25 protein-coding genes are annotated in these 22,538 nt (G+C 46.0%); 8 read left to right on the forward strand and 17 right to left on the reverse strand.

The annotated features are described in order from the left end of the window. Positions 1-116 precede the first annotated feature (116 nt). Both mobV and HMPREF0673_RS04875 read left to right on the forward strand, forming a co-directional pair. Positions 117-1,574, forward strand: coding sequence for a MobV family relaxase (mobV, locus tag HMPREF0673_RS04870; protein ID WP_004323434.1), 1,458 nt, complete (start codon positions 117-119; stop codon positions 1,572-1,574). A 53-nt stretch (positions 1,575-1,627) separates the two neighbouring features. Continuing rightward, positions 1,628-3,070 (forward strand): OmpA family protein, encoded by a 1,443-nt coding sequence (locus tag HMPREF0673_RS04875; RefSeq protein ID WP_004308721.1) that lies wholly within the window; start codon positions 1,628-1,630, stop codon positions 3,068-3,070. 129 nt (positions 3,071-3,199) lie between these two features. Here the strand turns inward: HMPREF0673_RS04875 and HMPREF0673_RS04880 are convergent, their stop codons facing one another. Continuing rightward, positions 3,200-3,373, reverse strand: coding sequence for a histone H1 (locus HMPREF0673_RS04880; RefSeq protein ID WP_007898898.1), 174 nt, complete (start codon positions 3,371-3,373; stop codon positions 3,200-3,202). Between the two features lie 469 nt (positions 3,374-3,842). Between HMPREF0673_RS04880 and HMPREF0673_RS04885 the strand changes: the two genes are divergently transcribed. Next, on the forward strand, positions 3,843-4,313 hold the full coding sequence (locus HMPREF0673_RS04885; RefSeq protein ID WP_004308716.1) for a hypothetical protein: 471 nt from the start codon (positions 3,843-3,845) through the stop codon (positions 4,311-4,313). 175 nt (positions 4,314-4,488) lie between these two features. Continuing rightward, complete coding sequence (locus HMPREF0673_RS04890; protein WP_004308712.1) at positions 4,489-4,845, forward strand: hypothetical protein; 357 nt, start codon at positions 4,489-4,491, stop codon at positions 4,843-4,845. 184 nt (positions 4,846-5,029) lie between these two features. Here HMPREF0673_RS04890 and HMPREF0673_RS14850 read toward each other — a convergent pair whose 3' ends face one another. Beyond that, complete coding sequence (locus tag HMPREF0673_RS14850; protein WP_008659509.1) at positions 5,030-5,269, reverse strand: hypothetical protein; 240 nt, start codon at positions 5,267-5,269, stop codon at positions 5,030-5,032. Positions 5,270-5,284: 15 nt separating this feature from the next. On the opposite strand from HMPREF0673_RS14850, the gene HMPREF0673_RS04900 reads away from it, so the two are divergent. The 4 genes from HMPREF0673_RS04900 (at position 5,285) to HMPREF0673_RS04915 (ending at position 7,067) form a co-directional block, all read left to right on the forward strand. Then, complete coding sequence (locus HMPREF0673_RS04900; protein ID WP_004323429.1) at positions 5,285-5,770, forward strand: hypothetical protein; 486 nt, start codon at positions 5,285-5,287, stop codon at positions 5,768-5,770. Positions 5,771-6,201: 431 nt separating this feature from the next. Continuing rightward, a complete protein-coding gene (locus tag HMPREF0673_RS04905; RefSeq protein ID WP_004313635.1) occupies positions 6,202-6,396 on the forward strand; it encodes a hypothetical protein in 195 nt (64 codons plus the stop codon). Positions 6,397-6,400: 4 nt separating this feature from the next. Beyond that, positions 6,401-6,685: a hypothetical protein gene (locus tag HMPREF0673_RS04910; protein WP_004308705.1), complete on the forward strand. Its 285-nt coding sequence runs from the start codon at positions 6,401-6,403 to the stop codon at positions 6,683-6,685. Positions 6,686-6,695: 10 nt separating this feature from the next. Beyond that, on the forward strand, positions 6,696-7,067 hold the full coding sequence (locus tag HMPREF0673_RS04915) for a hypothetical protein (protein ID WP_004308703.1): 372 nt from the start codon (positions 6,696-6,698) through the stop codon (positions 7,065-7,067). A gap of 54 nt (positions 7,068-7,121) precedes the next feature. Here HMPREF0673_RS04915 and HMPREF0673_RS04920 read toward each other — a convergent pair whose 3' ends face one another. The 15 genes from HMPREF0673_RS04920 to HMPREF0673_RS04985 all read right to left on the reverse strand — a co-directional run bounded on the left by HMPREF0673_RS04920 (position 7,122) and on the right by HMPREF0673_RS04985 (position 22,535). Next, complete coding sequence (locus HMPREF0673_RS04920; protein WP_004308700.1) at positions 7,122-8,804, reverse strand: zincin-like metallopeptidase domain-containing protein; 1,683 nt, start codon at positions 8,802-8,804, stop codon at positions 7,122-7,124. Between the two features lie 5 nt (positions 8,805-8,809). Continuing rightward, the gene (locus tag HMPREF0673_RS04925) at positions 8,810-9,421 is read right to left on the reverse strand and encodes a hypothetical protein (protein WP_004308698.1); all 612 of its coding nucleotides are present in this window, start codon (positions 9,419-9,421) and stop codon (positions 8,810-8,812) included. An 82-nt stretch (positions 9,422-9,503) separates the two neighbouring features. Further along, a complete protein-coding gene (locus tag HMPREF0673_RS14170) occupies positions 9,504-9,680 on the reverse strand; it encodes a hypothetical protein (RefSeq protein ID WP_004313634.1) in 177 nt (58 codons plus the stop codon). 12 nt (positions 9,681-9,692) lie between these two features. Further along, entirely contained in the window at positions 9,693-11,249 is a 1,557-nt protein-coding gene (locus HMPREF0673_RS04930; RefSeq protein WP_004308692.1) for a glucosaminidase domain-containing protein, read from the reverse strand. A gap of 11 nt (positions 11,250-11,260) precedes the next feature. Beyond that, entirely contained in the window at positions 11,261-13,510 is a 2,250-nt protein-coding gene (locus HMPREF0673_RS04935; protein ID WP_004308690.1) for a MutS N-terminal domain-containing protein, read from the reverse strand. Between the two features lie 19 nt (positions 13,511-13,529). Further along, entirely contained in the window at positions 13,530-15,314 is a 1,785-nt protein-coding gene (locus tag HMPREF0673_RS04940; RefSeq protein WP_004323424.1) for a hypothetical protein, read from the reverse strand. Between the two features lie 14 nt (positions 15,315-15,328). Further along, on the reverse strand, positions 15,329-15,610 hold the full coding sequence (locus HMPREF0673_RS04945; RefSeq protein ID WP_009017568.1) for a hypothetical protein: 282 nt from the start codon (positions 15,608-15,610) through the stop codon (positions 15,329-15,331). A 23-nt stretch (positions 15,611-15,633) separates the two neighbouring features. After that, complete coding sequence (locus tag HMPREF0673_RS04950) at positions 15,634-16,464, reverse strand: M23 family metallopeptidase (RefSeq protein ID WP_004313633.1); 831 nt, start codon at positions 16,462-16,464, stop codon at positions 15,634-15,636. 26 nt (positions 16,465-16,490) lie between these two features. After that, positions 16,491-17,135, reverse strand: a complete 645-nt coding sequence (locus tag HMPREF0673_RS04955; RefSeq protein ID WP_004308686.1) for a hypothetical protein — start codon at positions 17,133-17,135, stop codon at positions 16,491-16,493. A 12-nt stretch (positions 17,136-17,147) separates the two neighbouring features. After that, positions 17,148-17,834: a hypothetical protein gene (locus HMPREF0673_RS04960; protein ID WP_004308685.1), complete on the reverse strand. Its 687-nt coding sequence runs from the start codon at positions 17,832-17,834 to the stop codon at positions 17,148-17,150. A 12-nt stretch (positions 17,835-17,846) separates the two neighbouring features. Next, positions 17,847-18,542 carry a hypothetical protein gene (locus tag HMPREF0673_RS04965; protein ID WP_004308684.1) on the reverse strand — a complete coding sequence of 232 codons (696 nt, stop codon included), beginning with the start codon at positions 18,540-18,542 and terminating at the stop codon, positions 17,847-17,849. Further along, positions 18,523-19,008, reverse strand: coding sequence for a PH domain-containing protein (locus tag HMPREF0673_RS04970; protein ID WP_004313632.1), 486 nt, complete (start codon positions 19,006-19,008; stop codon positions 18,523-18,525). The genes HMPREF0673_RS04965 and HMPREF0673_RS04970 overlap by 20 nt, the downstream gene beginning before the upstream one ends. Before the next feature lie 12 nt (positions 19,009-19,020). Then, positions 19,021-20,712 (reverse strand): toprim domain-containing protein, encoded by a 1,692-nt coding sequence (locus HMPREF0673_RS04975; RefSeq protein WP_004323422.1) that lies wholly within the window; start codon positions 20,710-20,712, stop codon positions 19,021-19,023. Between the two features lie 4 nt (positions 20,713-20,716). Next, on the reverse strand, positions 20,717-22,285 hold the full coding sequence (locus HMPREF0673_RS04980; protein WP_008659504.1) for a hypothetical protein: 1,569 nt from the start codon (positions 22,283-22,285) through the stop codon (positions 20,717-20,719). A 25-nt stretch (positions 22,286-22,310) separates the two neighbouring features. After that, positions 22,311-22,535, reverse strand: coding sequence for a hypothetical protein (locus HMPREF0673_RS04985; RefSeq protein WP_004323421.1), 225 nt, complete (start codon positions 22,533-22,535; stop codon positions 22,311-22,313). Between the last annotated feature and the right edge of the window lie 3 nt (positions 22,536-22,538).

The raw sequence follows: 22,538 nt of genomic DNA on the forward strand, positions 1-22,538 counted from the left end.
ACGAACTAAGGGACGGGGGAGCCTAATACCCCACCTGCCTGACGTTGGTGGGAAGGGTGTCCGAACAAGCAGCAAGCTGGGACACGGTAGATTGTCCGAAACAATATGAAAAACGTATGGCAAATCAAAAACAGGTACTCGACGTGCAGGTGTCGAAAGGGATTACCACCGCCCAAAGTAATGAACATCTGCGTGACCGTAGTGAAAAGGCAGAGAAGTACGCTATGAGTAAGGGAAATTATGATCCTACGCGTAAACGGCTGAACTTCGAGATTGCGCCCGGAGGTAAAATACATCCCATCGACACAAGCCGTAGCATTCCCAAACGGATGGCGGACATATTAAGTCACCGTGGAATCAAAGATCCTAATGAGGGGCTGCTCGAACCAAAATACCGCACGGTGGTAAATATCATCTTCGGCGGTTCACGGCAGCGAATGCAGGAACTTGCTTTCGGTACGCAACAGGTGGACTTTGAAAAAGGTGCGGACAATACCCGCATCGAACGGAAGCGTGACATTGAACGCTGGGCCAAGGATGTTTATTCATTCGTTTGTGGCAGATATGGTGAGCAGAACATCGCTGCATTCATTGTACATCTGGATGAATTGAACCCGCATATCCACTGTACGCTTCTGCCAATCAAGGATAGTCGCTTTGCGTACAAGGAAATCTTCGCCGGTAAGGATAAGTTTGAATATAGTGCAAGAATGAAACAACTTCATACGGACTTTTTCGCAGAAGTCAATACAAAGTGGGGAATGTCAAGAGGAACAAGCATATCCGAAACGGGTGCACGGCACAGAACGACTGAGGAATACCGCCGAATGTTGTCTGAAGAGTGTACAACAATCGAGGATAATATCAAACTCCATCAACAGGTATTGGGTGAACTTCAATCAGACATCCGGTTGGCAGAACGCAGAGTCAAAGGGCTTACGACAATGGTTAGCAATCTTGAAAAGCAGAAAACTGAAAAAGAAACCTTGTTATCGGCAGCCGAGTACAATTTAAAAGAAAACAAAGGCAATGCGGCAGAATTGGCAATCCAAATACAAATGTTGGAAAAAGAGCTGCAAGGAATCATCAGGCAACTGGCAGACAAGCAGGAAAAGTTGCAGACGGCTGACCGGCAACTCATCGAACTGAAAAAGGATATGGGAGCCATTGAAGAACGTACCGAAGAACTCAAAGAGGAGGCCTATCAATATTCCCGTGATGTACACTCCAAAGTGGATAGCTTGTTTAAAGACGTCCTACTGGAGAGTGTAATCAGCGAGTATCGTAACGCATCGGCACAAATGAATGTTTCAGAACGGCAGCTCTTTGACGGTTCACTGGTACAGTCTATCGCCGAGCGGGGTACGGAAATCATGCACTGTGCGACAATGCTATTTCTCGGAATGGTAGATGATGCCACTACATTTGCCGAATCACATGGTGGTGGAGGCGGAGGGAGTGACCTCAAATGGGGACGCGACGAGGACGAGGACAATCGAGCATGGGCACTTCGCTGTATGAGGATGGCGAGCCGCATGATGCGCTCGACTATCGGCAAGAAATCTAAACGGTAAATGGCATACGCCTTACACCAGATTAAAAGTATAACTAATGAAATCATTGGAATATGACGAAACAAATTATTTTCATCTTCGCTTTGCTCTGCACGTTGCAGGCACAAGCAAGTGTACAACCCGTACAGAAGGACACTGTACGACACACTATTCATTATGAAGTAGCGGAATTGCTTCAACCGATGCAGCCCGTCTATCTCAACGGGGTGCTACTTCCGGCATCTCGAACCGGCAACTGGTTTGTTAGCATATCCGGAGGTGCGACAGTTTTTCTTGGTACACCTCTCGGTTGTGAAGACCTTTTTGGACGAGTGAAACCTTCGTACAGCCTCGCCGTCGGCAAATGGTTTACTCCTTTGGTCGGCGCAAGGGTAAATTATAGTGGCTTGCAGTTTAAGGATGCACAATTATCTACGCAGGACTACCATTATATCCATGCAGATCTCCTGTGGAATCTCCTTGGACGCAGATATGCCCGACAGGAACAGGTACGTTGGAGGCTTGCACCCTTTATGGGTGTCGGTCTGCTACATAACGCCACCAACGGGAACAATCCCTTTGCGCTTTCTTACGGCATACTAACACAATACCGTATTTCCAAACGGGTTAGTGCTATGCTGGAACTCTCTAACACAACTACATTCCAGGATTTCGACGGATATGGCTATCCAAACCGTCTGGGCGATCACATGCTTTCGCTGACTGCCGGATTCACCTTTCATCTCGGTAAGGTCGGCTGGAAGCGCGCGGTGGATACGGCACCATACATCCATCGGAACGAACTGCTTGTCGATTATGGCAACTTCCTTTCGGAGGAGAACAGGCGTTATGTGGGACGTCACAATCAAGATAAGCGAACACTCGTGGAATTAAAGAAAATTCTGGAAATCGAAGGACTACTCGATACATATAGCCATATCTTTGACAACGACGATATAACCGGATGCAGATATCCTATAAATAATTATAGCGGTTTGAACTCGCTTCGTGCAAGATTGAAGCATAGCTATTGGGACGGGTCGTCACCTCTTGACACGACTATTCTTCAGACAGAGAATGGAAAGCCATCATATAATTACACGGCTTCCCGAAATGTGCAGTCCGCCCATCAGGACACCCTCGCTATGGATTCCACGGTTCTTTCATACGCTGATGGAGAGTGCATCGGTACACCCATCTATTTCTTTTTTGCTCTCAATACGACACATCTGACGGATACCTCACAGAGGCTTAATCTTGACGAACTGGCTCGTGTAGCTAAGAAATACAGTTTATCCGTGAGGGTAACTGGTGCTGCTGACAGTTCTACAGGAACATCAAGTATCAATGATTCTTTGAGTATATCGAGAGCAGGTTTTATTACCGCAGAACTGGAACAACGTGGAATACCAGCCAAGCGGATTATCAGAGTTAGCAAAGGTGGAATTGCCGACTATACGCCCGTGGAAGCCAACAGACATACGAAAGTGGAGTTGTTTTTTCCAAAAGCGAAATAGAAATTTCGCATAATTGATGTTTAACTTTGTCATAATCAATGAAGCCTCTCCGCTGTGAAGCGAAGAGGCTTTTTCGATATGGTACACGTGAAGTTCGCCATTTTCCTACTGTCAGAACCAGAATGAAAATTATTTCGATGCTTCAAGTGACTCTTTTCTGAACTGTTTGAGAAGTTTTTCAAGTTCAAGTGATACTTTGCGGGCACGAGTTCCGGCAGCTTTGTTGCCTTTCTCCATCTGGAGGTTGGCATCTTTTGAGAATTGATCGAACAATTCACAGATTTGTGTAAATGTTTTTTTCATTGTTATGTTCTTAATATTATATAATACGCTGGCAAAGATAGCAAAAATATTTTTTTAGGACTTATATTAGCTCTGTTATATATTTCGCCTATAATATGATACCCCTTTTTATGTTTTTCCATTCTGAGTATTCCCTTATCGCACCATCGGCAAATCTGGCCGAAGAGATTTTATATGCAAAGGTACAGTGTCCGGACGATTGTCAAGCACCGCTATGCTAACGGTTCCTGGATATTTTACGGCAGCCTTCCTCAAATCAAAGATTGACTTTCAGTCCCCTTCTCATTGCAAGGTATAAAAGGACAAGCCTGCTTCTGCTCTTACATTCGAAGGTTGGGTATTCCGTTCCATTCCATTTACTGTTTACTTGTCTTATCGCCCTTATTCCACTGTTAATCCTGCATAAAAATCAATCCCCGGCAAGAAGCCGAAAGAGCTTCAAGCAAAGGGAAATAATAAATCAAAGAATATGGGAAAATACGATTTTATCAAGTTGGGTAATCTTCTTTATTGGCATGACCCAGATAGTGGTCTGTCTAATGGGGTTTACCAAGTGGCTTCTATTCCGGAAAACATTGAAGAGGATAGCGTTATTTTGATTGCATCTGATACTTCGGAAGCGGAGGTTTTTCCTTCTGAATTATCACCGATACATACCGGTAGAAGTCATAAAGAAGACTTTTTGCGTTGGAAAACAGAACGTGAAGCTGAAGGTATTGAGTTTTACGACCACCTTTCCAAGGTGATGGATACGGAAAACGACTTGAGTGTGGGAGATATGGTGGCGTTTACAAACGATTATGGAGTGATATTTGGACCTTGTGAGGTCTTAGCTTTTGGGAATCTCTGTAATAGTGGCAGATGTGTATATATTGACAGTGATTCTTATTGGTTTCCTAACCGTCCCGACCAACTCACCATCATGAGAGGTGCGGAATGACAATAACATATCCACCTGTAGCCAAAGCGGGTGGATAGCATTTCCTTGTATTGTATATTCAGCCCGATTACTCTTATAGCCATGCTCCACCGAACTCCCACAACCGGTCCTATTCCTTTTTTACTCGTCGTACTCCGTTTCTAAACAGTATAACACATTTATTGGCCTGACATTCTTGAAATTCACAACGGAAACGGCTTGGTTTCCGTGTGATGAAACACTTGAACTGGTATGTGAGAAATTCCCAACACTATGTTATTTCTATCAATCGGAAGAGTCGGGTCTGGCGGAGTACTGGACAAATGACCAAGAGAGTAAATACTTTCCCGAAAAGTACATTGCAGACCTATGTACTCCAGACGACAAATGGTACAAGGAATATTTTGTCAACCAGACAGAAGTATTCAAGTGGTTTGAGGTGATAAGCGGTCAGTCTGTCGAATCAATAACAGAAATTCTTGCTATTGCCGAACAACGGAAAGATGAAAACGACAATTCTTTCTGTAACATCTATGAATATGCCGCAGGCTAAGACTAATCCGATGCAGAAAACGAAATGACGGTATGCTGACAGCGTGCAGCGAACTATCATTATCCGATAAGCTTCTCTGATTTCATGCAGATTGGAGACTTTGTCGCCTTCAGTCCTTTTATACAGTCTCAGAGTGCTTCTCCAGTCTTTTATAGATATTCTTTATATCGCACATCGGCAGTTCTTATCTGAGAGATTTTGTATGCAAAGATACAGCTTTAGAATGGTCGTCAAGTAACGCTGCGCTAACAGTTCCCGGATACTTGTGGCAGCCTTCCGCATATCGAAGATTTGGGTATTCCACTTCATTCCATTCACTGTTTACTTGCCTTATCCATCCTTTCCTTGCTGTCAATTTCGCATAAAAATCATTCCTGACAAGAAGCCGAAAGAGCTTCAAGTAAAGGGAATAAAGTTTAATCATTTAAATTTCAAAATTATGCACAGCCGAATTTTTCAGATTTCTAAAATGTGGATAGAAAAAGAAAACTATCTGAATGAAGACACTCTCCATCAAGGAGATGGCAGTTTCTATGACTATTGTGCGGAGATAGATGACGAAGAACGTAAGGAGGATATTCGTTATTTGGTCAATACTGCTCTACCAAAAGATATGTTCGAACTTGTAGGTGATGACACCATACGCTACATTGGTGGTGTGGAACAATGGAAAGAGAACTTTGTGACTAACATCCGTAAGAAAGCTGAAGCTATTACGACGGAAAATATGTTGGAGTTTGTAGGCCCTGTTTATCAACTTGAAAAGGCATTGGAAAATCCATTGGATATTGCGTATCATTTCTATTTGGACGGAGAGGGATACCAGTCATTTGCCGAAAAATCTTTTGCATTTATGGAGTTTGTCTGTACGCTTGAACCGGGAACGATACTCTATATCGGAGGAGTCATCGACTATCACTTCTGATACTCCATATAATTTTTTTAAAGCCACCCGCAACTCAAGCGGGTGGTTATCATCTTCCTATATAACAGTCCGGTTACTTTTATAGACCATGTTCTGCCGAACCTCTGTTACCAATTCACAGCCTCTTTTACCGATTCTATATTACCTGTTCTAATTGTATTACATTCTCACAGTCCCGACATGCACCATTGTTTGTTTCGTGCGCAAAGGTACGGTGGCAAACGATGTTCAAGTACCGCTGTTGCTACCTGAAATGAAATTTGACGTAACCTTCCGCAATCACAGATTCCGGTATTCATAAAATTTCATTCCGGTTACTTGCTCATAGTTCTTGCATCCACCGTTGAAAATGCACATGAAACAACCTCTTGGGTAAAGTCGGAAGGCTTCAAGAAGAGGGAAATAAAAAACAACTTAAAAAAATAAATGCAATGAGAACTAAAACACTCTACAGATGCGATGCACAGAAAATAGACATCAGTCGTTTCCCTAACTTTCACATAACAGGAAGTATAACCGGAATGAAGAAACTCTATTATGGCAAGAATGCTCTATTGGTACGTTGCGGAAGCTGGATTTACAACGTGTCAAGTGAACCCGAAGTTTATTATAATATAGCACATTAGTAGTATGAAAAAAGGTTATAAAAAAGATTTTCAGAGTTGGAAAGGTATAGTAACTCTAAAATTACTTTGCTGCAATATAGCAGCAGGTCGTTTTGATTGGAAGAAATATTGTACGCCACAGCCTTATTGTGGTCAGGAGATTTGCGTTATACCGCTACATTGTTCTTATGGACAGATAGGCTACACTGTGTATTTCCCTTATTCTGATATGCCGGAAGTGGAATACGATTGGGAAATGAACAAATTAACTATTGACAAAGAGAATTGGGAGAATTATTTACAGAATTAATATTAAAAATATGGCACAGAATTTTTATACCAAATGGCAGAACGCAATCCTTGCAGATGCAGGAGTCTATGTTTCAAAAAAATACCGCAGTTTCCAAACGGCCTTAGTACGTGAGATTTCCAAGTACGCAACAGCCGTTGGCGCAAAAGTAACATTCAACTTAAAGGGGCATTATAATACCTCTTGTTTCATAGAACGTAACGGTAAATTCGTTTACATCAGTCACTCTTCCGGTTTGTCCCGAATGGGTAGCGGTGTAAAAATAGAACTCGATTCTTTCTTAATCCGGACAGCCCAACACGCGAAAGATTACAGAGGGGGACATAATCAGTATTGCGATATAACAAATTTACAGTCTATGATAGATAATTTGTTAGAGTAATAAAATAAATTCAAGAAAAGGTACGGAGCAAACAGCTCCGCATCTTTTTCCGTTTTATCGGCGCATTCCGCCGCTGTACTCTGCTTCTTGTAGCTCTTCCCGGTATTCCTCCATATTATTCAGCTTTTCGTTCACGGTTTGCAGGTTGGCATCCAACGAAGCATTATGGTCGTATGGGAAACGATGTTGTGCGACAAGTCCCGCATTAGTAACCGGCCCGATATCTATCATGTCGGATTCTTTATTATAGCTGACATACAGCACATCACCATTCGGCATTTCAAATGCAGGAATCTTTTGTTGTGTCATGATAGCGAATTGTTCCGCAGCCATCTCCTTGGCTACCCCTTTTAATGTATCTCCAGCATGTTCGATACCATAACGCCTGATATGGTCGCGTACTTCCTTTTCCGTGAATTTCAGCATCACTTCATAAGTTCCCCCGACACTCCCATTGTACACCACAGCAAAATCCTTGTCCTCAATCAAAAGATTGTCTCCTCGGTTCTGTATGGGAGAAGAATAAGTATATTCTTCGTTAATGCCGTTACCGTCATAATACTCCTTGGCGAGAGTCAGCAGTCCTTCGTAGTCCCCCTTATCCTTGAATGCGTCCAACCGCATCGTGTCATCGGTAAGCTGAAGATAGGCCACGGAAGAATAATACACTTTTTCTTTCGGTGCTACTGTTTGCTCTTCATCAATGTTCTGCTCCAATTCCAGTGCAATCTTATCCACCTTTTGGGTAATCAGAGAAGCCGCTCTTTTCACATCCAACAGAGTTGTCTTGATGAATTGTGGCGATTCCTTCAATTCGTCGAGCCATCCTTTGAGGTAGGCACAACTGTCCTCTTTTATATGTTTCGTCATGCCGTAACGTTGGGCAACCAATGCGCTGCCTAACTCGGCTACCAATTCTTCGCGCGCATACTCTGCCGAGCCGAAAGTTGTCGGCTTGATACGGTCGAGAACTCCTTCCGCACCGGTCGAGTGTGTCATCTCATGGAATAGTGTTCCATAGAACGCCTCTCCAGATTTGAACTGTTCCTTTTCCGGCACAACGATTTCATTTCTCGATATAGAGTAGTAAGCGTTATCCTGATGCTGTGGTTTGATCGGACAAATCCACAGATTGTCCTTTATCAGCGCATCGACGGGAGCGAAGCTGAAATACTCTCCGTTCTCAATCTTCGGTAGCGAATACTCCTTTTCGAGTTTTTGCCACAGCTCCGGTCTTGCCTCCTGCAAGTTGGTCTGTGCCACGTTAAAGACTCGGAATACCTGCATCTTAGGATAAACATTGTATTCCTTCTTCTCGTTATCAGATAGTTTTTTGTAGTCATCATACTTAATCTTCTCACCAGAATCCTTGTGTATGCAGGTGAATGTAGTCAGCATGATTGGGAATGATTTCTCTCCACGAAGTACAGAAACACGAGGTTTCTCCTGATTGTCCTTATCGGATTTGTTGAGCCGTTGTACACACTCAAAAGTGCAGAAGCGCGGAATCTTGTAACCTTCCTTTTCACAATGTATAAGCAACATAATGGCATTCATGCCATTATACTCGCGTCCGGAAAGATTGCAGGGCCATTGTAACGCTTCTTCTGTGAACCATGGCTTTCTCCAATCCTTACGGATACTCTCGATTTTCTCAATCATCATTTCAGCGAAGAGGTCTAATGCTTTATCTTCGCTGTTCGGCCCGTCCGTGTGCTGTTTTTTATATCCGGCCATATCCTTTACTGATTGGAATTAGACGAATCTGCTACATACTGTACAAGTTCTTCCACCTTGCATGAAACATTCAGCTTTCCGTTATATGCCGAAAGGGATATTTCACCTTTGGCATCCACTCGCACGCCCGGCTGTAACCATGCTTCGCGTTCTTTGCCAAAACAGAAAAAACGTACCCATTGGTATTCAAAGCCATCCTCTACTTTCTCCGTACTGAATGCCGAAAACATTGTGTAAGGCTGGTCTTTCTTATCCCTTTTTTCCTCGATATGCTGCCCGACCTTACCTCGAAATACTAATTCGCCCTTGACCGTATCTTTCGCATCTGCCGTAGCTGTACGAATTTCGTTAATAAAAAGATTGAAATAAAGTTTGTCACCACGGTGTTTGAGATACATTGTCCCCGAAACCTCGATGCGGGAACCATTTCGATATTTGGAAACCTCCTTTCCGGCAGTATCTTTGCTGACATCCACCTCAATAGGCATAGTCTTCCCGTCAGTGTCAGGGATCATTACTCGAAGAGGAAAAACCAGGAACGTTTTCCCTTCCTTATTGGTGCGTATCGACGCATCACGTCCGATAACGCCACATACCGTAACATTACATTTTATCATTTCTATTGTCTTTTAATGTGATACATAATCACCCGACAACTGTGTTGCCATGATTTGTTGTTGAACTGCTAAATCATTGCTCTTAATCGGGTGCTCGTATCATTGCCCAGATCAGCCATCCGGCAAGGAACAGTTGAACGCTCACGATAATGAGCGTTGCTACCCAGCCGAAGAGTTGGTAGCAGAGCAGGACATACAAGGCAAGGTAGGACAGTCCGAACAGACATCTGCATAGCTGTATCATCACGCATTTTACCATATCGCCACGCTTCTATCTTTTTAGGTTCTCTGTCTGTCCCTGCTGTTGGGACATCCCTTGTTCAAAATTCTGTGAAGCCGCTTCCGAGAGGATAACCGTATTCAGCATACCGGTTACACGTATCCTTTTGGCTTCTTCTGTGAGAGTATTGTTATTCAGTGTTGCCGACAGACGGCTTAACTCCGCAGTAGTCAACTCACGTGACATGCGCAGTTCTCCATTGTTCACTCGCAGAATAGCCTTTCCATTTTCACTGATTGCCAGTTCGCAGTTTTTCATGCCCGGTAATAATGATTTCAGATTGATGCGTCCACTATCCATTTGTTTGGATATGGCAGTCTTTTGCTCCTCCTCGTTCTTGTTGTCGATTTGTACGGCCAATAGCATAAGGGAACTAAAGGCTGTCATCGCCATCTCTACTATAGGGTCATTGCATCCTGACATTCCCACACCGCTATCCTCTGACGAAAGCAACTTCTTCATCCATCCGTCGGGCGAAAGGTTTTTGCCGGCGGCATTCTCTTCTGTTCCTTTATATCGGGTGAGCAGGCTGTTCCCGTTGTGCAACACTTCCAATTTGATATTACCTTTCTGTGCGATTTCAGTCAGATAAGCCGCAGGGTCGATGTCACGCTTTGTTCCGTCTGCATAGAAGTTTGTCACGCCGAAATGTAGATGTTCGCCCGTTGTACGTGTACCTGTGTTGCCCGATGTGCCGAGCTTCCCACCGGCTTGTACTACATCACCGACCTTTACAGTAACCTCCTTAAGGTGCATATAAGTACATTGTACCTTGCTGCCATCCGTTCTGGTATATTCCACAGTCAGCGATTTTCCACCGGGCGTGTTCTTATTCTGATTCACAGCCACCACCTTCCCGTTGTTCTCAGTAGCCAGTACCGCATCGCCATTGCAACGGATATCAATTCCCTTGTGCATCTGTTGTTTCGTGTTGTCCATCGGATCTTGCCGCATACCGAAAGGCGAGGTAACAAAAAGAAACTCTTCACGCTCTACCGGGAATGAGTACTTCGCACCATACTCTGAATTTTCAGACGTTCGGAGAGGATTATGTTCCGTACCGAACCGCTTACCCTGTGTCTCCATTTCCTGCATCACCAGTTTGTCATACTGCTGTAAGCCATTTTGCTCTATAATCCGTTGCAGACTCTCGGCATATTCTCCGCCTGTGGCATAACCGGCCTGTTCGATATTTTGTGTCCAACCCTTGTAATCGTCGGGCGAAAGTGCAAAACATTGGGCATAGCGGCTGTTTTCTTTTAAAAAACGGGAGTGGTGTTCGTATGAATCACCCACACTGTCATAACTGCAAAACTTCTCATTCGGCTTATCGTCAGTATATATACCATACCTTCCTCCTTCGGCAATCCATGCAGGCGTAGCCTTGATGCCAAAATGATTGTTCTCGTTTTGCGCCAAACGGCTTTGCCCGTTGGAACTTTCCAGTATGCCTTGTGCCAACGTCACGGATGCGGGGATTCCGTACCGGCGCATCTGCTCCATAGCATACTCTGCATATTTCATTGCGTATTGTTGGTTCTTGCTCATTTCCTTACTCCTTATCTATGAAAACCTCTGTGTGTTTCTTGTTCCTCCATGTCACTTATAGCAACCCGTGCCCCGGCACGGACGAGCTTAGACAGATAGTTGTCGAGCTGCTCCGTTGAAAATTCCGTTGAAGCCGTAATGTCCCCTTCCGGATACTCTTTTAGGGTTATGCCCAATATCTTTGCACCCTGTACCGCATCTTCGTTATAGAGCCGATAACCATCTTTCGTGCGAAGCAGTTGCAAGGCATCGGGATGATTCGCTTTAAGTTTGTCCCACAACTGCCGTTCCGGTGAAATACCCTTGTTGTCTGATTCCGTCCGTTCCTGCGCTACCGTTTCTATCGGCCACAACTCTGCTTCTTTCTGTTGTTTCTCTCCGGTGTGTGCCTCCTGCGATTGTCCTTTTTGTAGTACGTCTGCGAATAAGGTAGCTGCCAAATGACGTTTGTAGCTGTCACGCTCTTCCGCTATCCACATCCGCTGCCACTGTTGCGGAGTGACACTTCGGGCAGGCTGTTTCTGCCCATCAATAGTTGCGACGCATTGTATGCCGTCTTGTTTGGTTTTGAAAACCGAAACACGCTGGATACGGTTCAAGTCTATTTCCGGCATTTCGCTGCTGAACAAATCCACCTTCAGGTCAGGTTTGACCTCGGCCAGCGCATAATACTTGTGCGCCAGTTCCATCCGAACCTTACCGATGTTATCCATTGCTTGCTTGAGTGTTGAAAAGAAGCGGTTTATATCTTCTTTATCAGGATAGATGCTATATCCGCTCTTATTTTCGGGTTTGATATAAAGTGCCCATCGTTTCTTATCATCTTGAATCATCTCTACGTGGTCAAATCCGATCTCATTCGCCTGTTTGACCGCTGACGCCACGTCCAGTGTGGAGAGCTTCTCCATTGCCCAATTCTTCAGCCGGGCCAGCATAATTATCTTCTCGGCAAAATAACTGTCATCGGGTCGATAACCTAATGCACCATCCGTATTGTAGAAGCGTACCTGCTCGATTCCATCTTTCTGCAACGCTCGCATGATACGTCCCTTGTTCATTCCCGGTATCTCGTTATCTGCCTCTGTAGAAGCCCCTGCTGGAAGAATTACATCTGCGGTTTTTGCCTGTGGGTCAATAACAAGCACAATTTTTTTCGTTTCTTTATCCGGATGCTGCCGAATCTCGTTCGACACAAAATAATGTTTGGGCATTTGCTCCTGCATGGTTGAAGTGTCTCGCCGGTTGCGCATGGTGGCGTATTCGATTTTCTCGCCCCGTTCCGCTTTATTGATTACTTCGATGGCATTGTTTACGTCACTTTCGAGAGCGTCCATCAAGTTCGGGTTCTCTTTTAGCTCCCGGCACCAGTATTCCACTGTCTTCAGACTTTCTTCAGACAACCGTGCTGGCAACCCCAGTTCCAACATTTTAATCCCTGAAGCCAGTTCCACTACCAACCGTTCCTGTCTGACAGCATCCTCCGAAGGAGCCACACCGTTCTTCATCACCATACCTTCACGCGCTAATCGTTGTTGGTGTCCGGTAGCACTCACGATTTGCCGCAAGGCTTCCTGTATATAGTCGTGATAATGTCTGAACTCTCTTTGTCGCGGCATATAGACCGCATCCTTATCTGTTTCGTAGTGGGGTACACCGCTTCCATCCAAACGAACAGGCACAAGGTTGTCTCGCATCCTCAGTAGGAAGTCGTTGAATTGAATATGCAACCGTCGGTTGTCAGCTTCCGTATATCCTCTTTCCACTGCACTTCCATACCGCCGCAACGTCGTTTCGTATCGCTCCTTATCCACGTAGGGTAGTGTCGTCTGGTCAATGTTGAACAAAGTGCGAATTTCACGGTTATGTACACCTTTATATAATTTTTGTTCCTCTTCATACAGTTTCATGTAGTCATCACGACTGATAACCTGTTCTGGATTATTGCGGTGAACGTACTTGTTCCAATTATAAAACAAAAATGGAACGCCTTGCTCATTCTCACGCACCGAGGCTCCTTGTGCCTTGGCATCGCTGAATAGCGTGAACTGGTTGGTTTTGCATCCATTTTTATCAGAATGCAGCGTCATGAATAGTGCATTGAATGCGCTGACAGAAACACCCTTTGGATAGAAGCGCGGGTATCCCTTTCCTGATGCGTTGAGCCAGTGTCCACCGGCATTCGAGGCTTCACTCAAAGCCGTAGAAAGCAAGGTGATTTGTTTTTCCTCGGCTTTCTTTTCGATTTGCGATTTTTCTTTCATCGTTTATTTGATTATAGGATTATTGAATACCCCGTGGGCGCACGATGGTTTCCAGTTTTCCGTCCTCATAATTCCGTGCGGCAGCCTGGCGAAGCTGGTCGTTCTTGGCAAGGACAGCATTTGCCAGCGTGTTCAAAGGCAATGCCCCGGTACGGTAGGCTTCTGCTACAATCGGTGACAACTGGATGGTACACGGTACTCGGTCTATCGTGGCAATCAACGTACTATCTTGCAATACAGGGTTTACTATACGTGGGTTCAGAGTTTCATTTGTATAGCGTCGGTACTGCACATTGTTCTCATTTGTTACGTTCAGTTTTCCCTCTGTTCGTTCTTTCAAGGCTTCGTGTCCTGCCTTATTCAACAAGTTCATACCTCCCAGGCCTATCAGGAGCATTTTCAGCAACGGGTTACGCACAAACATACCCGCCACAATGCTCGCTATCGGTAACATATTGTCTTCCAAATGCAATGATTCTGTCTTGCCTGTGAATATTCCCAGTAGAACATCAGGGAGCATGGCCATTACATAACCGAGATTGCCTGTGATATTACCTATGCCATCCAGTCCCAGCATACCAAGCAGTCCGCCCCAACCGTTTCCCTGTGCTACTTGCGCACTTTGTATCGTTTGTACATGTTGTTCCGCATCATTGGCAGGAACAACAGTTTCATGCTTCTCTTCTTTCATAATTTCATCCTGTTCTGTCCTGACCATTTTCGCTTTGTCACATTGTTCCAAAGACTGCAAGTAGGCTTCTTCCTGTCCGGGAGCAACAACAATCGGCACATCCTTGTACCGTTCCTCATATTTCTGTTCTTCCTTGCTCTGTACATTCGGCCACAATAAACCGCTATTCTGGTTTTGTGTCCATTCCATGAAGCCAAAGTCCATGACAGGGATTTTCTTTTTCAGTTGCTTGTTGTCTGTACCAATCGCCGTGTTCTCTTTGATTTGTATTTGGGCTGCCTCTTTGCGAAAATCGTCGAATACGTTTCTGTCTCTGCCGAACACTCCTTTACTGATGCACTGTTCTACTGAAAGGGTATCAGGCTTCTTGCCTTCAAAATGATTGGTGATGGCTGCAATAGCCACATCTGCACCGGTAAACTTTGCCAGTGTCGTCCATGAACCAGTACCACCCATCATCAGGGTATCTGCGGCTGTGCCCAACATCCATCCCGTACCTTTTTCCCATCTGTTCGGGCGGTAAGCTGCTTCGCCTCGTGCCTCTATTTCATCGGTCAGCGGTGAACGGCTTAACGTCTGCGATAATCCCAGCAGACTCGATTCGGCAGCCTTTCGGATGATGTAGTCAGCGGAAGACTTGGGCATACGTTCTTTCACCAACCGGTCAATCATCAGTTCCTCTATTCGGTGGTCCATATAGGCATAGGCGAGGTCACAACCGAGCTGTTCTGACAACTCATTGTAACGTGCCCTTCCGATTTCCTGCACGACGGTATCCCGCCACTGCCCGGCCATATACGCAAGGTCTTGCTGCATTTCCTCGGAACCGGTAATCTCCGTCTTGCACATCTCGATATAGTCCTCTGTTGTTTTGGAGTTCCATTCGCCTGTGACCTTGAGTGCTTGATAGGGGTCGCTCATTGGTTGTGCCGAAGATGCCATCATACTGAGAATACCACCTAAAGAGGTGGAATATTCTTTCATTTCCTCTCCCTGATTCCGTATGAGGTCAGTCCGCGTTTTTGACATGATGGGTGCGATATGGCAGTTGAAATAGTCGTTCACGAGGCGTTCCATTTCTGCAAACCGTCCGCTATGCTTGATTCCGTCCATAGTGTATTATATGTTTATCCTATTCTATTCATTAATAATTGCTCTTTTGTCTGCTCGATGGCGTTGTGGTAAATTTCCATCTGTTTGGGATAAAACTCTTCCAGCCATACATCCTTCTCGATGTTGTCGTGAATGAAGCGTATCGCTTGTTCTCGCTCAATCTCCACCGATGCTTCGCCCTCTTCCCGGTTATTGAACCATGCTTTCGTCCACCAGCGCACACCGGCCCGGTCAGGATATACCGTGACTGCTCTCGGTATGTCAAAGCTCTGGATGTCTATGTCTAATTCTGCCAGTGGGTCAATGATACCACTATGGGTCAGGGCTTCGTCGTAGAGTTTTTTTTTACATCATCGCCCATCGTCGATAAGTACACGCCATGCCGTAGGGCAAGGTAATGCAGGAAGTCCGCAATGAGTAGGTTCTGCACCTTACAAGCAAGCGGCATTGCTTTATGTCCCAGTCCGAGTGGGTTGGATATACTTGGCATATTTTCATAGAAATATTCTTTGACTGCTCCCATTGTAAAGACATGGCGGAGTGACTGCTCCGTATGTGGAGGAAGTCGGTATGCACCACGCTGTAAGTCTTCCATGTAGTAGGGCAGGAAACGTAGCATCAATTCCTCTATTTCCTGTCTGTCCTGCTCGTAATCGGTGGTCAGTGCCATCTCCATGTTGGGAGATGTTGCCGCTTCGCCTCCATCAGCATGACACAATGCTTGGATATTCCCATACAGCATGGTTAGAAATTCCAGCGGATTCAGTTCCTCACCCTTGAAGCGTATCCCGATATGCAGCTTGTCACCGCTTAAAGCTACAGTCTGTCCGGCCTTGACACGCTGTCCGAACTGGGCGAAGACATTTGACAAATGCCCATAGGTCACTTCATACTCCCCATAGCGTATAGTTTGGCAGATGCCGAGTATAGGGTCATTGCCTATACCTGACACGATACCGCTGGCGACAGCCGCCAGTGTGTAACACCGTACATCGAAGTCGATGCCATGATGAAAATATGTTTTGCCCGTTGTCGGATCGGTTTGTTCGCCATAGCCGAGCGATAGTTTCACATCCTTGCCCTTCCGTTCTTCAAAAGGCATACAGTATCCACTTTCGGATTGCAGGATCATTTCTTCTGTATATTTCATTATGTGATTATATTTGATTCTTATTCTTATCTTTTCATCCCCCCGCTATTCGTCTGTTCTTCAACGGGAAGAGCGGGTGTCTGTATTCGTTGTATGCTTCTCGTATCAGGTGTGCGGAAAATACCGGCATTGTTACCGATAAGCATCATGCCGAGAAATGCACCGGCAATCTTGCCCAGCCAGCCGAAGCGTCCGAATATAAGAAATGCTGCTGCGACCAGTCCCGCTATACTCAATCCCGACACGTTACCCTGTCCGAGATTACGGAAAAAGTTACCGAACATATCGGAAACTCCGCCATTGGAGACTTGCCGTAGAAAATTCGATACTCCACCCAGTTTTGAGTCTATGCCGGCTACCGTACCGCTGACGGAACCGACTGCTTCTCCGGCTTTGCTTGTCAGTTCTCGCACACCGTCCGCTGCATCTGCAAGGGTATCCGTAGCCGATTTCCCTATGACCGCATCGCTTACGATATGTACCACGCTCTTATCTGTGGTTAGTTTCTCCCAACCCACATAACCGACTGCACCGCCGATGGCTGCGGTCTTGACGGCTTGTCCTGTGCCCCGTAAGGTTTGTGAAGGATGCAGTGCAGCATGTCCCATACTTCTTCCGGTAGCTTTTGCTGCTTTGCCGCCATATTTTAATATTGAATCCCAAATTCCCATATCATTACATTTTTAAGGTCTTACATTCTTTCCAATCTGTCGCCAACGTCGCTTGGCTGCGTCCACGATACTACGTTTATCAGCTTCGGGACGTGCACCCTCGTCGATTTCCCGCCAAATGTCGCCCATTGTCGTGTACTTTACCGCTTTGGTCAGTCGTTGCAGCTTTGTGTTCATAGTTTTGAGCTTTGGACGGATGCCAAAGACAATTTCCATACGCTCTTTTTCCGTCATCTTGTTCTCCGAAAGGCACGCTGTGCGTATATCGTTCACTATTTCCACGCTGTTCATCATCAGTTCCCTATAAATCTTGTTGCGCTGTGTGGATAGGGCTACGGCAAGCGTATTGGCTGGACTTCGCTTCAATTGTTTGGTGAAGTCGCCCATATTGTCTGTCAGCCTCGATACCTCATAATAGAACCCATAAGTTTGCGCCGCATAGCAGACTATTGACCGGAAAGAGTTTAGATAGTTATTAAACTCTCGTTGCAGGTCTGTTGTCGCCTGCACTTCTTCTTTTGTCCAAATATGTCCGGTGGTCTGCATCAGCATGACCTTTTCCTGATTCTTCAGCTCCTTCTCTGCCTTTTCGGTATATACTGCAATCATTCCGGCCAGTACAGGGTCATTCTGCGCTTGTACCTCACCGATACCGGTAAGACACAGCAGTAATATACTTATCCAAATTGTCCATTTCATAACTGATATATTTTATCGGACGAGAGCTGCCGCCCTGTGCCAATGGGACAGAGCCATACGAGCTGCCTCACCGTTGTCACGGTCAAGCATTCCTGCCGTTACGTTGTTCCACACATCATTGAAAGTATAGTACCGTATGCTCAAATAGAGCAGATGTAACTTCCGGCTAAAATCCGATAGTTGGTCGTTCAACGCCCATAGCGTCTTGCTGCGTTCTGCCCCCGTAAGCATGTTTTCGTTGCTACCTTTGGCCACAGCGTCATTCAGCAATGTAAAAACAGAGACAAGTTCCGTTGCTGTTTCTATATAGAGGTTGTTCATGTTCATACTGGCCACAATGCCCTGCGGATTGTTTTGGATGGCCTTGCCTAATTTCCCCAGCGTGAGGAAAATCCGCACACCGTCATTGTAGAGATGCGTACAGGCTTTCAGTGATGAAGCGTAACCGCTTGCTGTCTTGAGGTAACTGTTGTACTGCTTCTCCCACTTGTGGATTTGGTTGAACTCGGTAGCGATGCTGTTTTGGAGCAAGGCTGTTTGTGTCTGTCCCTTTATTTGTTTTTCAATCTGCCCGTTTATCAGTTCGTTACCTTCGGCCAATGCAGTCCATTCCAACGGATTGGAAGCCGCAATTTGGGCTTCTGCCACCTGTGGAAGCAGGCATACCAGCGAGGCAACCAGCCCCAGACTAATGATTCGTGATTTCATATATTCCCTTTTTTCGTTTGTTAGTTTCTACCCGTTCACGGATAATTGACACGAGGTCGTCCCTATGGAAGATACCGATCAGGTCAAGACGGGGCGTGTTTCTGTCCATTGAAAGGATACGTACGGTTTTCAGCCCACAAAATTGTTGCAGCAGGCTTTGGTGCTCTTGAAAATCCACGATACGATATAGCTCCATATAATCCACTTTGCGACGGATAATACCGTATTCACTGACAAGTTGTTCCGTGCCGATGCAATAACGGATTCGCCGCAGGTAGAGATAACGGTAGAGTAACAGTAACGAGAGTATCAAGGCAATTACTGTGGCAATAGCTGTCAATGGCAGCCCTTCCATGCCTCCGTACACCCATACAGTGCCGCACAGCACGAGAGTGGGCAGCTCGTTGATGACAAATTGCCCGGTATGTGGATGGATGACAATGGTTTTGTGACAAGTTCTCTGCATAGGTTTTATGGATTATCGGTGAAAACGGGAATGAAAGTCTTCTCTCATTCCGGAAAGAGAATTGGTTATATCCACTTCCAACCGGGCAAGTTCTTCCCGTATCTTGTACATTTCCTGAAAACCCTTATCTGACATTCCTTGGTCATTGGTTTCAAAGGAGAATATTACTCTGTCCGCACGTTCAAGACGCTTTCGCACAGCCTCATGGTCCGCTTCGTCGTATAATCCGTTTCGGATATGTTCCGGATTGACTTCGGGCAAATCGGACAAGGCATGATTCAGCGTGGCTTTACCGCTGATCTCCCAATCGTCAAGGTTATCCTTCTCTGGTTTTATCCGTTTGCCGAGTAGCTGGTCGTTCCAATCCTTATAACCCTCTGCGGCAGATTCATACAAGATGCATCCTGTAGCTTCCGGACCGGAAATGGAAGCATCAATCGCTTTTTCGATGGCTTCCAGATTGCTTCTCATTTTCTCTAATTCTTCCTCACTGGCAGAACCTTCGTCACGAGCCATTTCGTACTCATCCATACAAACCATTCTCATTTCCTGTAGATAGCCGTCACCAATTCCCATGTCGTCACGCTCCCCATTCTTCAAATTTTGTTTTGCATCATTTATACCCAGAATGGCTGTAATCTTTTCAAAATTGAATGGTTCAAGTTCTATTTCATACTGTGAATAGTCTTCGCTGTTGTTCTGTACAATCAGTCTGCCGGTTTGTGACAGACAGGTGGAGAAGTTCCAGCCTGCATGAGTGAGAGCAAAGTGGATAGCATAGACTTGTCCGGCACGGTCATGATCGAAGCAAAGATGATGTGAGGCATGGGGAGTTGCTTTTATCGCTCCTATGAATTGCTGCTGGCTCGGTGCCCCTCCGGTAGAGATGAATACCGCCTTTCGCAGATCCTTGTTCTGTGCCTGATGAAGTTGGTAATATGCCATCGCATCATAAGCACTTTCGAACCAATAGATATGTTTGGCGGAGGTGAGAGAAGTGCGGGCAGGGCTGGCAATCCACAGTCCCTCGCTTGAATTGCTCCCTGCGGCTTTGCCTTTGTAGCTGCCGCTCCCGTCCATACGGGCACGTCCTCGTTCTTCAAGTCCCACAATCGCTCCGTCGCCTTTGGGCAGGGTTAGTGGAAAGGACAGGTTCGTGTAGGTCGCACCGTCCTCCCGATGTTTCGTAGCCAGATAAAAATGCCGATGGAAGGCATATTGTGTATAAAGGTCGATACCTCGGCTTTTAAAATAAGGATAAAATTTTTTCTGCGTTTCCCGATTCTGCGGATTGAACTTATGAATGTCGTAATCCGCTATGTCAAATGGCTTTACATCTCGTTTAGGGTTCACTATTCGGGTTTTCCGTTCAGTGACAGGAATGTTCAGTAATCTGTTACAGACAAGATTCACCAGTCTGTCCGGAGACATACCCGCATGGTACTCCGTGAAAAAGTGCGGATGCTCCTTGATGAAGGAAATGATGTTATAAACTTTCTGTTGTTGTGCGTGGAAACAGCATTTTCCTTGTTGTGTCACAATAAATTTGTCACCACGGATACGTCTGCCGTCGCTGTCCAAACGAACATACGAGGGATAGCGCAGACCGTCACGACGGTTCAGGTGATACCCTGCGTCAATCAATACGTCCTGGATGTTTAGTCGTTGCAGAAAGTCATCGTATGTAAGGTCTCCGTCTCTCATAGGTTTACCTCCCTCTTCTCATTTCATTAATATCTTGATTCATCTGTGCCTCGAAATTACGGATGGCCACATCTCTCGGTGTATCTACGCCGGGCTTGAAGTATGGATGTGGCGGTCCGCTGAAACGTTCGCCATAGAACTCCGGAGAGTGGTGGTGATGGAAGCCATGTGCGACTTCCGATGCCACCACAGCACCGGCGGTAAGGGCAGCGAATATCTTCACGCCAAGCCCCTTGTTCGCTTCAGGACGTGTCTTCATATCCACCTCGTTGAAAATCTTCGAAAAAAGTTTCATCCGGTGGTAATCATCCACAGCAAGAAACTTGTCGTAGTCTTTCTGGCTGATTTCGTGGCTGATGACCTGTCCGTCAATAACAGCGGACATCTTGTATTTACCCTCCGTCTGTGCTGGTTGCACGGCAATGTCACTGACCTCTACTTCCCGGCCATGTTTCTCCTCACGATACCAGCCTTTGCTTTCGTTGAGTAGTTGCAGGTCACGACCGTCCACGGCTGCACCGATACTGCCCTGTATGTATTCCTGCCGCATCGGAGTTTCTTGCTGCATGAATAATTCTTGTTCCTGCCGCTGCCGTTCTTCCAGTTCATGCCGCACTTCGGGATGCAGGCCGATACTGATGCGTTGTTCGCTGTTGAGCTGTTCCATCGTTACTTTATCGGCAAAGTCCGCTCCGATAATGCCGTTCAGCAGATCCAGCCGTTTCTCCACAGGTTGTTCCTCGATGGATGCGGTAGCCAGTTTTTTCACTTCTTCTTCCGTCAGGTCATAGACCATATCGGCATTGACACTTTCCGATTGTACGGTCAGTGTCCTCCGTTCCATATCCACGATAAGACCGTGCGAAGTAAGGCACTCCGACCATTTCTCGTTGGAAAAATAGACTGGTGAAGCAATCAACTCCTTGTATGCTTGTGCCGGTTCCTTGCTGCGCGGACGGCTGACAAGCGGTGTAATGACCTCCTGCAAGTTCTTCAATACATCTTGCTGTACAATGGGTTGCTCCTGTTGACCGCCTTTGTAGTAAAAGCCGTAGCCACCCGATTGCAGTTCGCCGGGCTTCATGCGCCCGTCTGGGCGTTCGGGTACGATGGATGGCCCCGGAAAGAAAAGCTGCCCACCAACTCTGCGTAGGTGGAAACCCCACTGTTCGCGTGGTGTCCAACCAAGGAATGGAGGGGGCATACCCAGTCGCCCCATGTGTCCGTACTCACCGATACCGATGCGGTAGCCATGTAGCCCCATCGCCACGCGACCGTTGGCATTGCGGGCATGGACGAAATTTTTCGGCATATAGAAGTCTTTTCCTATGATACTCGTGAGTATGTTGTAGGCTTTCTTGTTGGCCGTATTCGTTCCCCAGTCCGTCAGAGCCAACATCTGTCGTTCTGTTATAGGATAGACCAATAACGGTGAATCATGCCCTTGCACAATCAGCCGGTAGCCGCCTCCGTCAAATGCGACATGGGCTTGAAGTCCGTTACGCATCAGTAGATTGCGCATTTCGGGTTGCAAGTCCATCTGCCGAGGATTAGTATTTGTTCGTATCGTCATAGTCTGATGTTATGATGGTTACTTGTTATGCGTTGCCGTATTTCATAGCCGCTTCCAATTGTTCGTCTTTGAAACGGACAAACCCGGCGGCAGAATCTTCGCAGACCGTGAGTCCTTTTGCCTCACAGTAATGGGCGTACTCCTCCTGCCACTCGGCAGAAAAATGGTTGATGTAATCGAGCCAGCCGTATTCGCCGCTCTGCATCTTCTCGACGAGAATCTCTTCGGGATAATATATCTGTTGTGCCATACG

This window comes from Leyella stercorea DSM 18206, from assembly GCF_000235885.1.
Lineage (GTDB): Bacteria > Bacteroidota > Bacteroidia > Bacteroidales > Bacteroidaceae > Prevotella > Prevotella stercorea.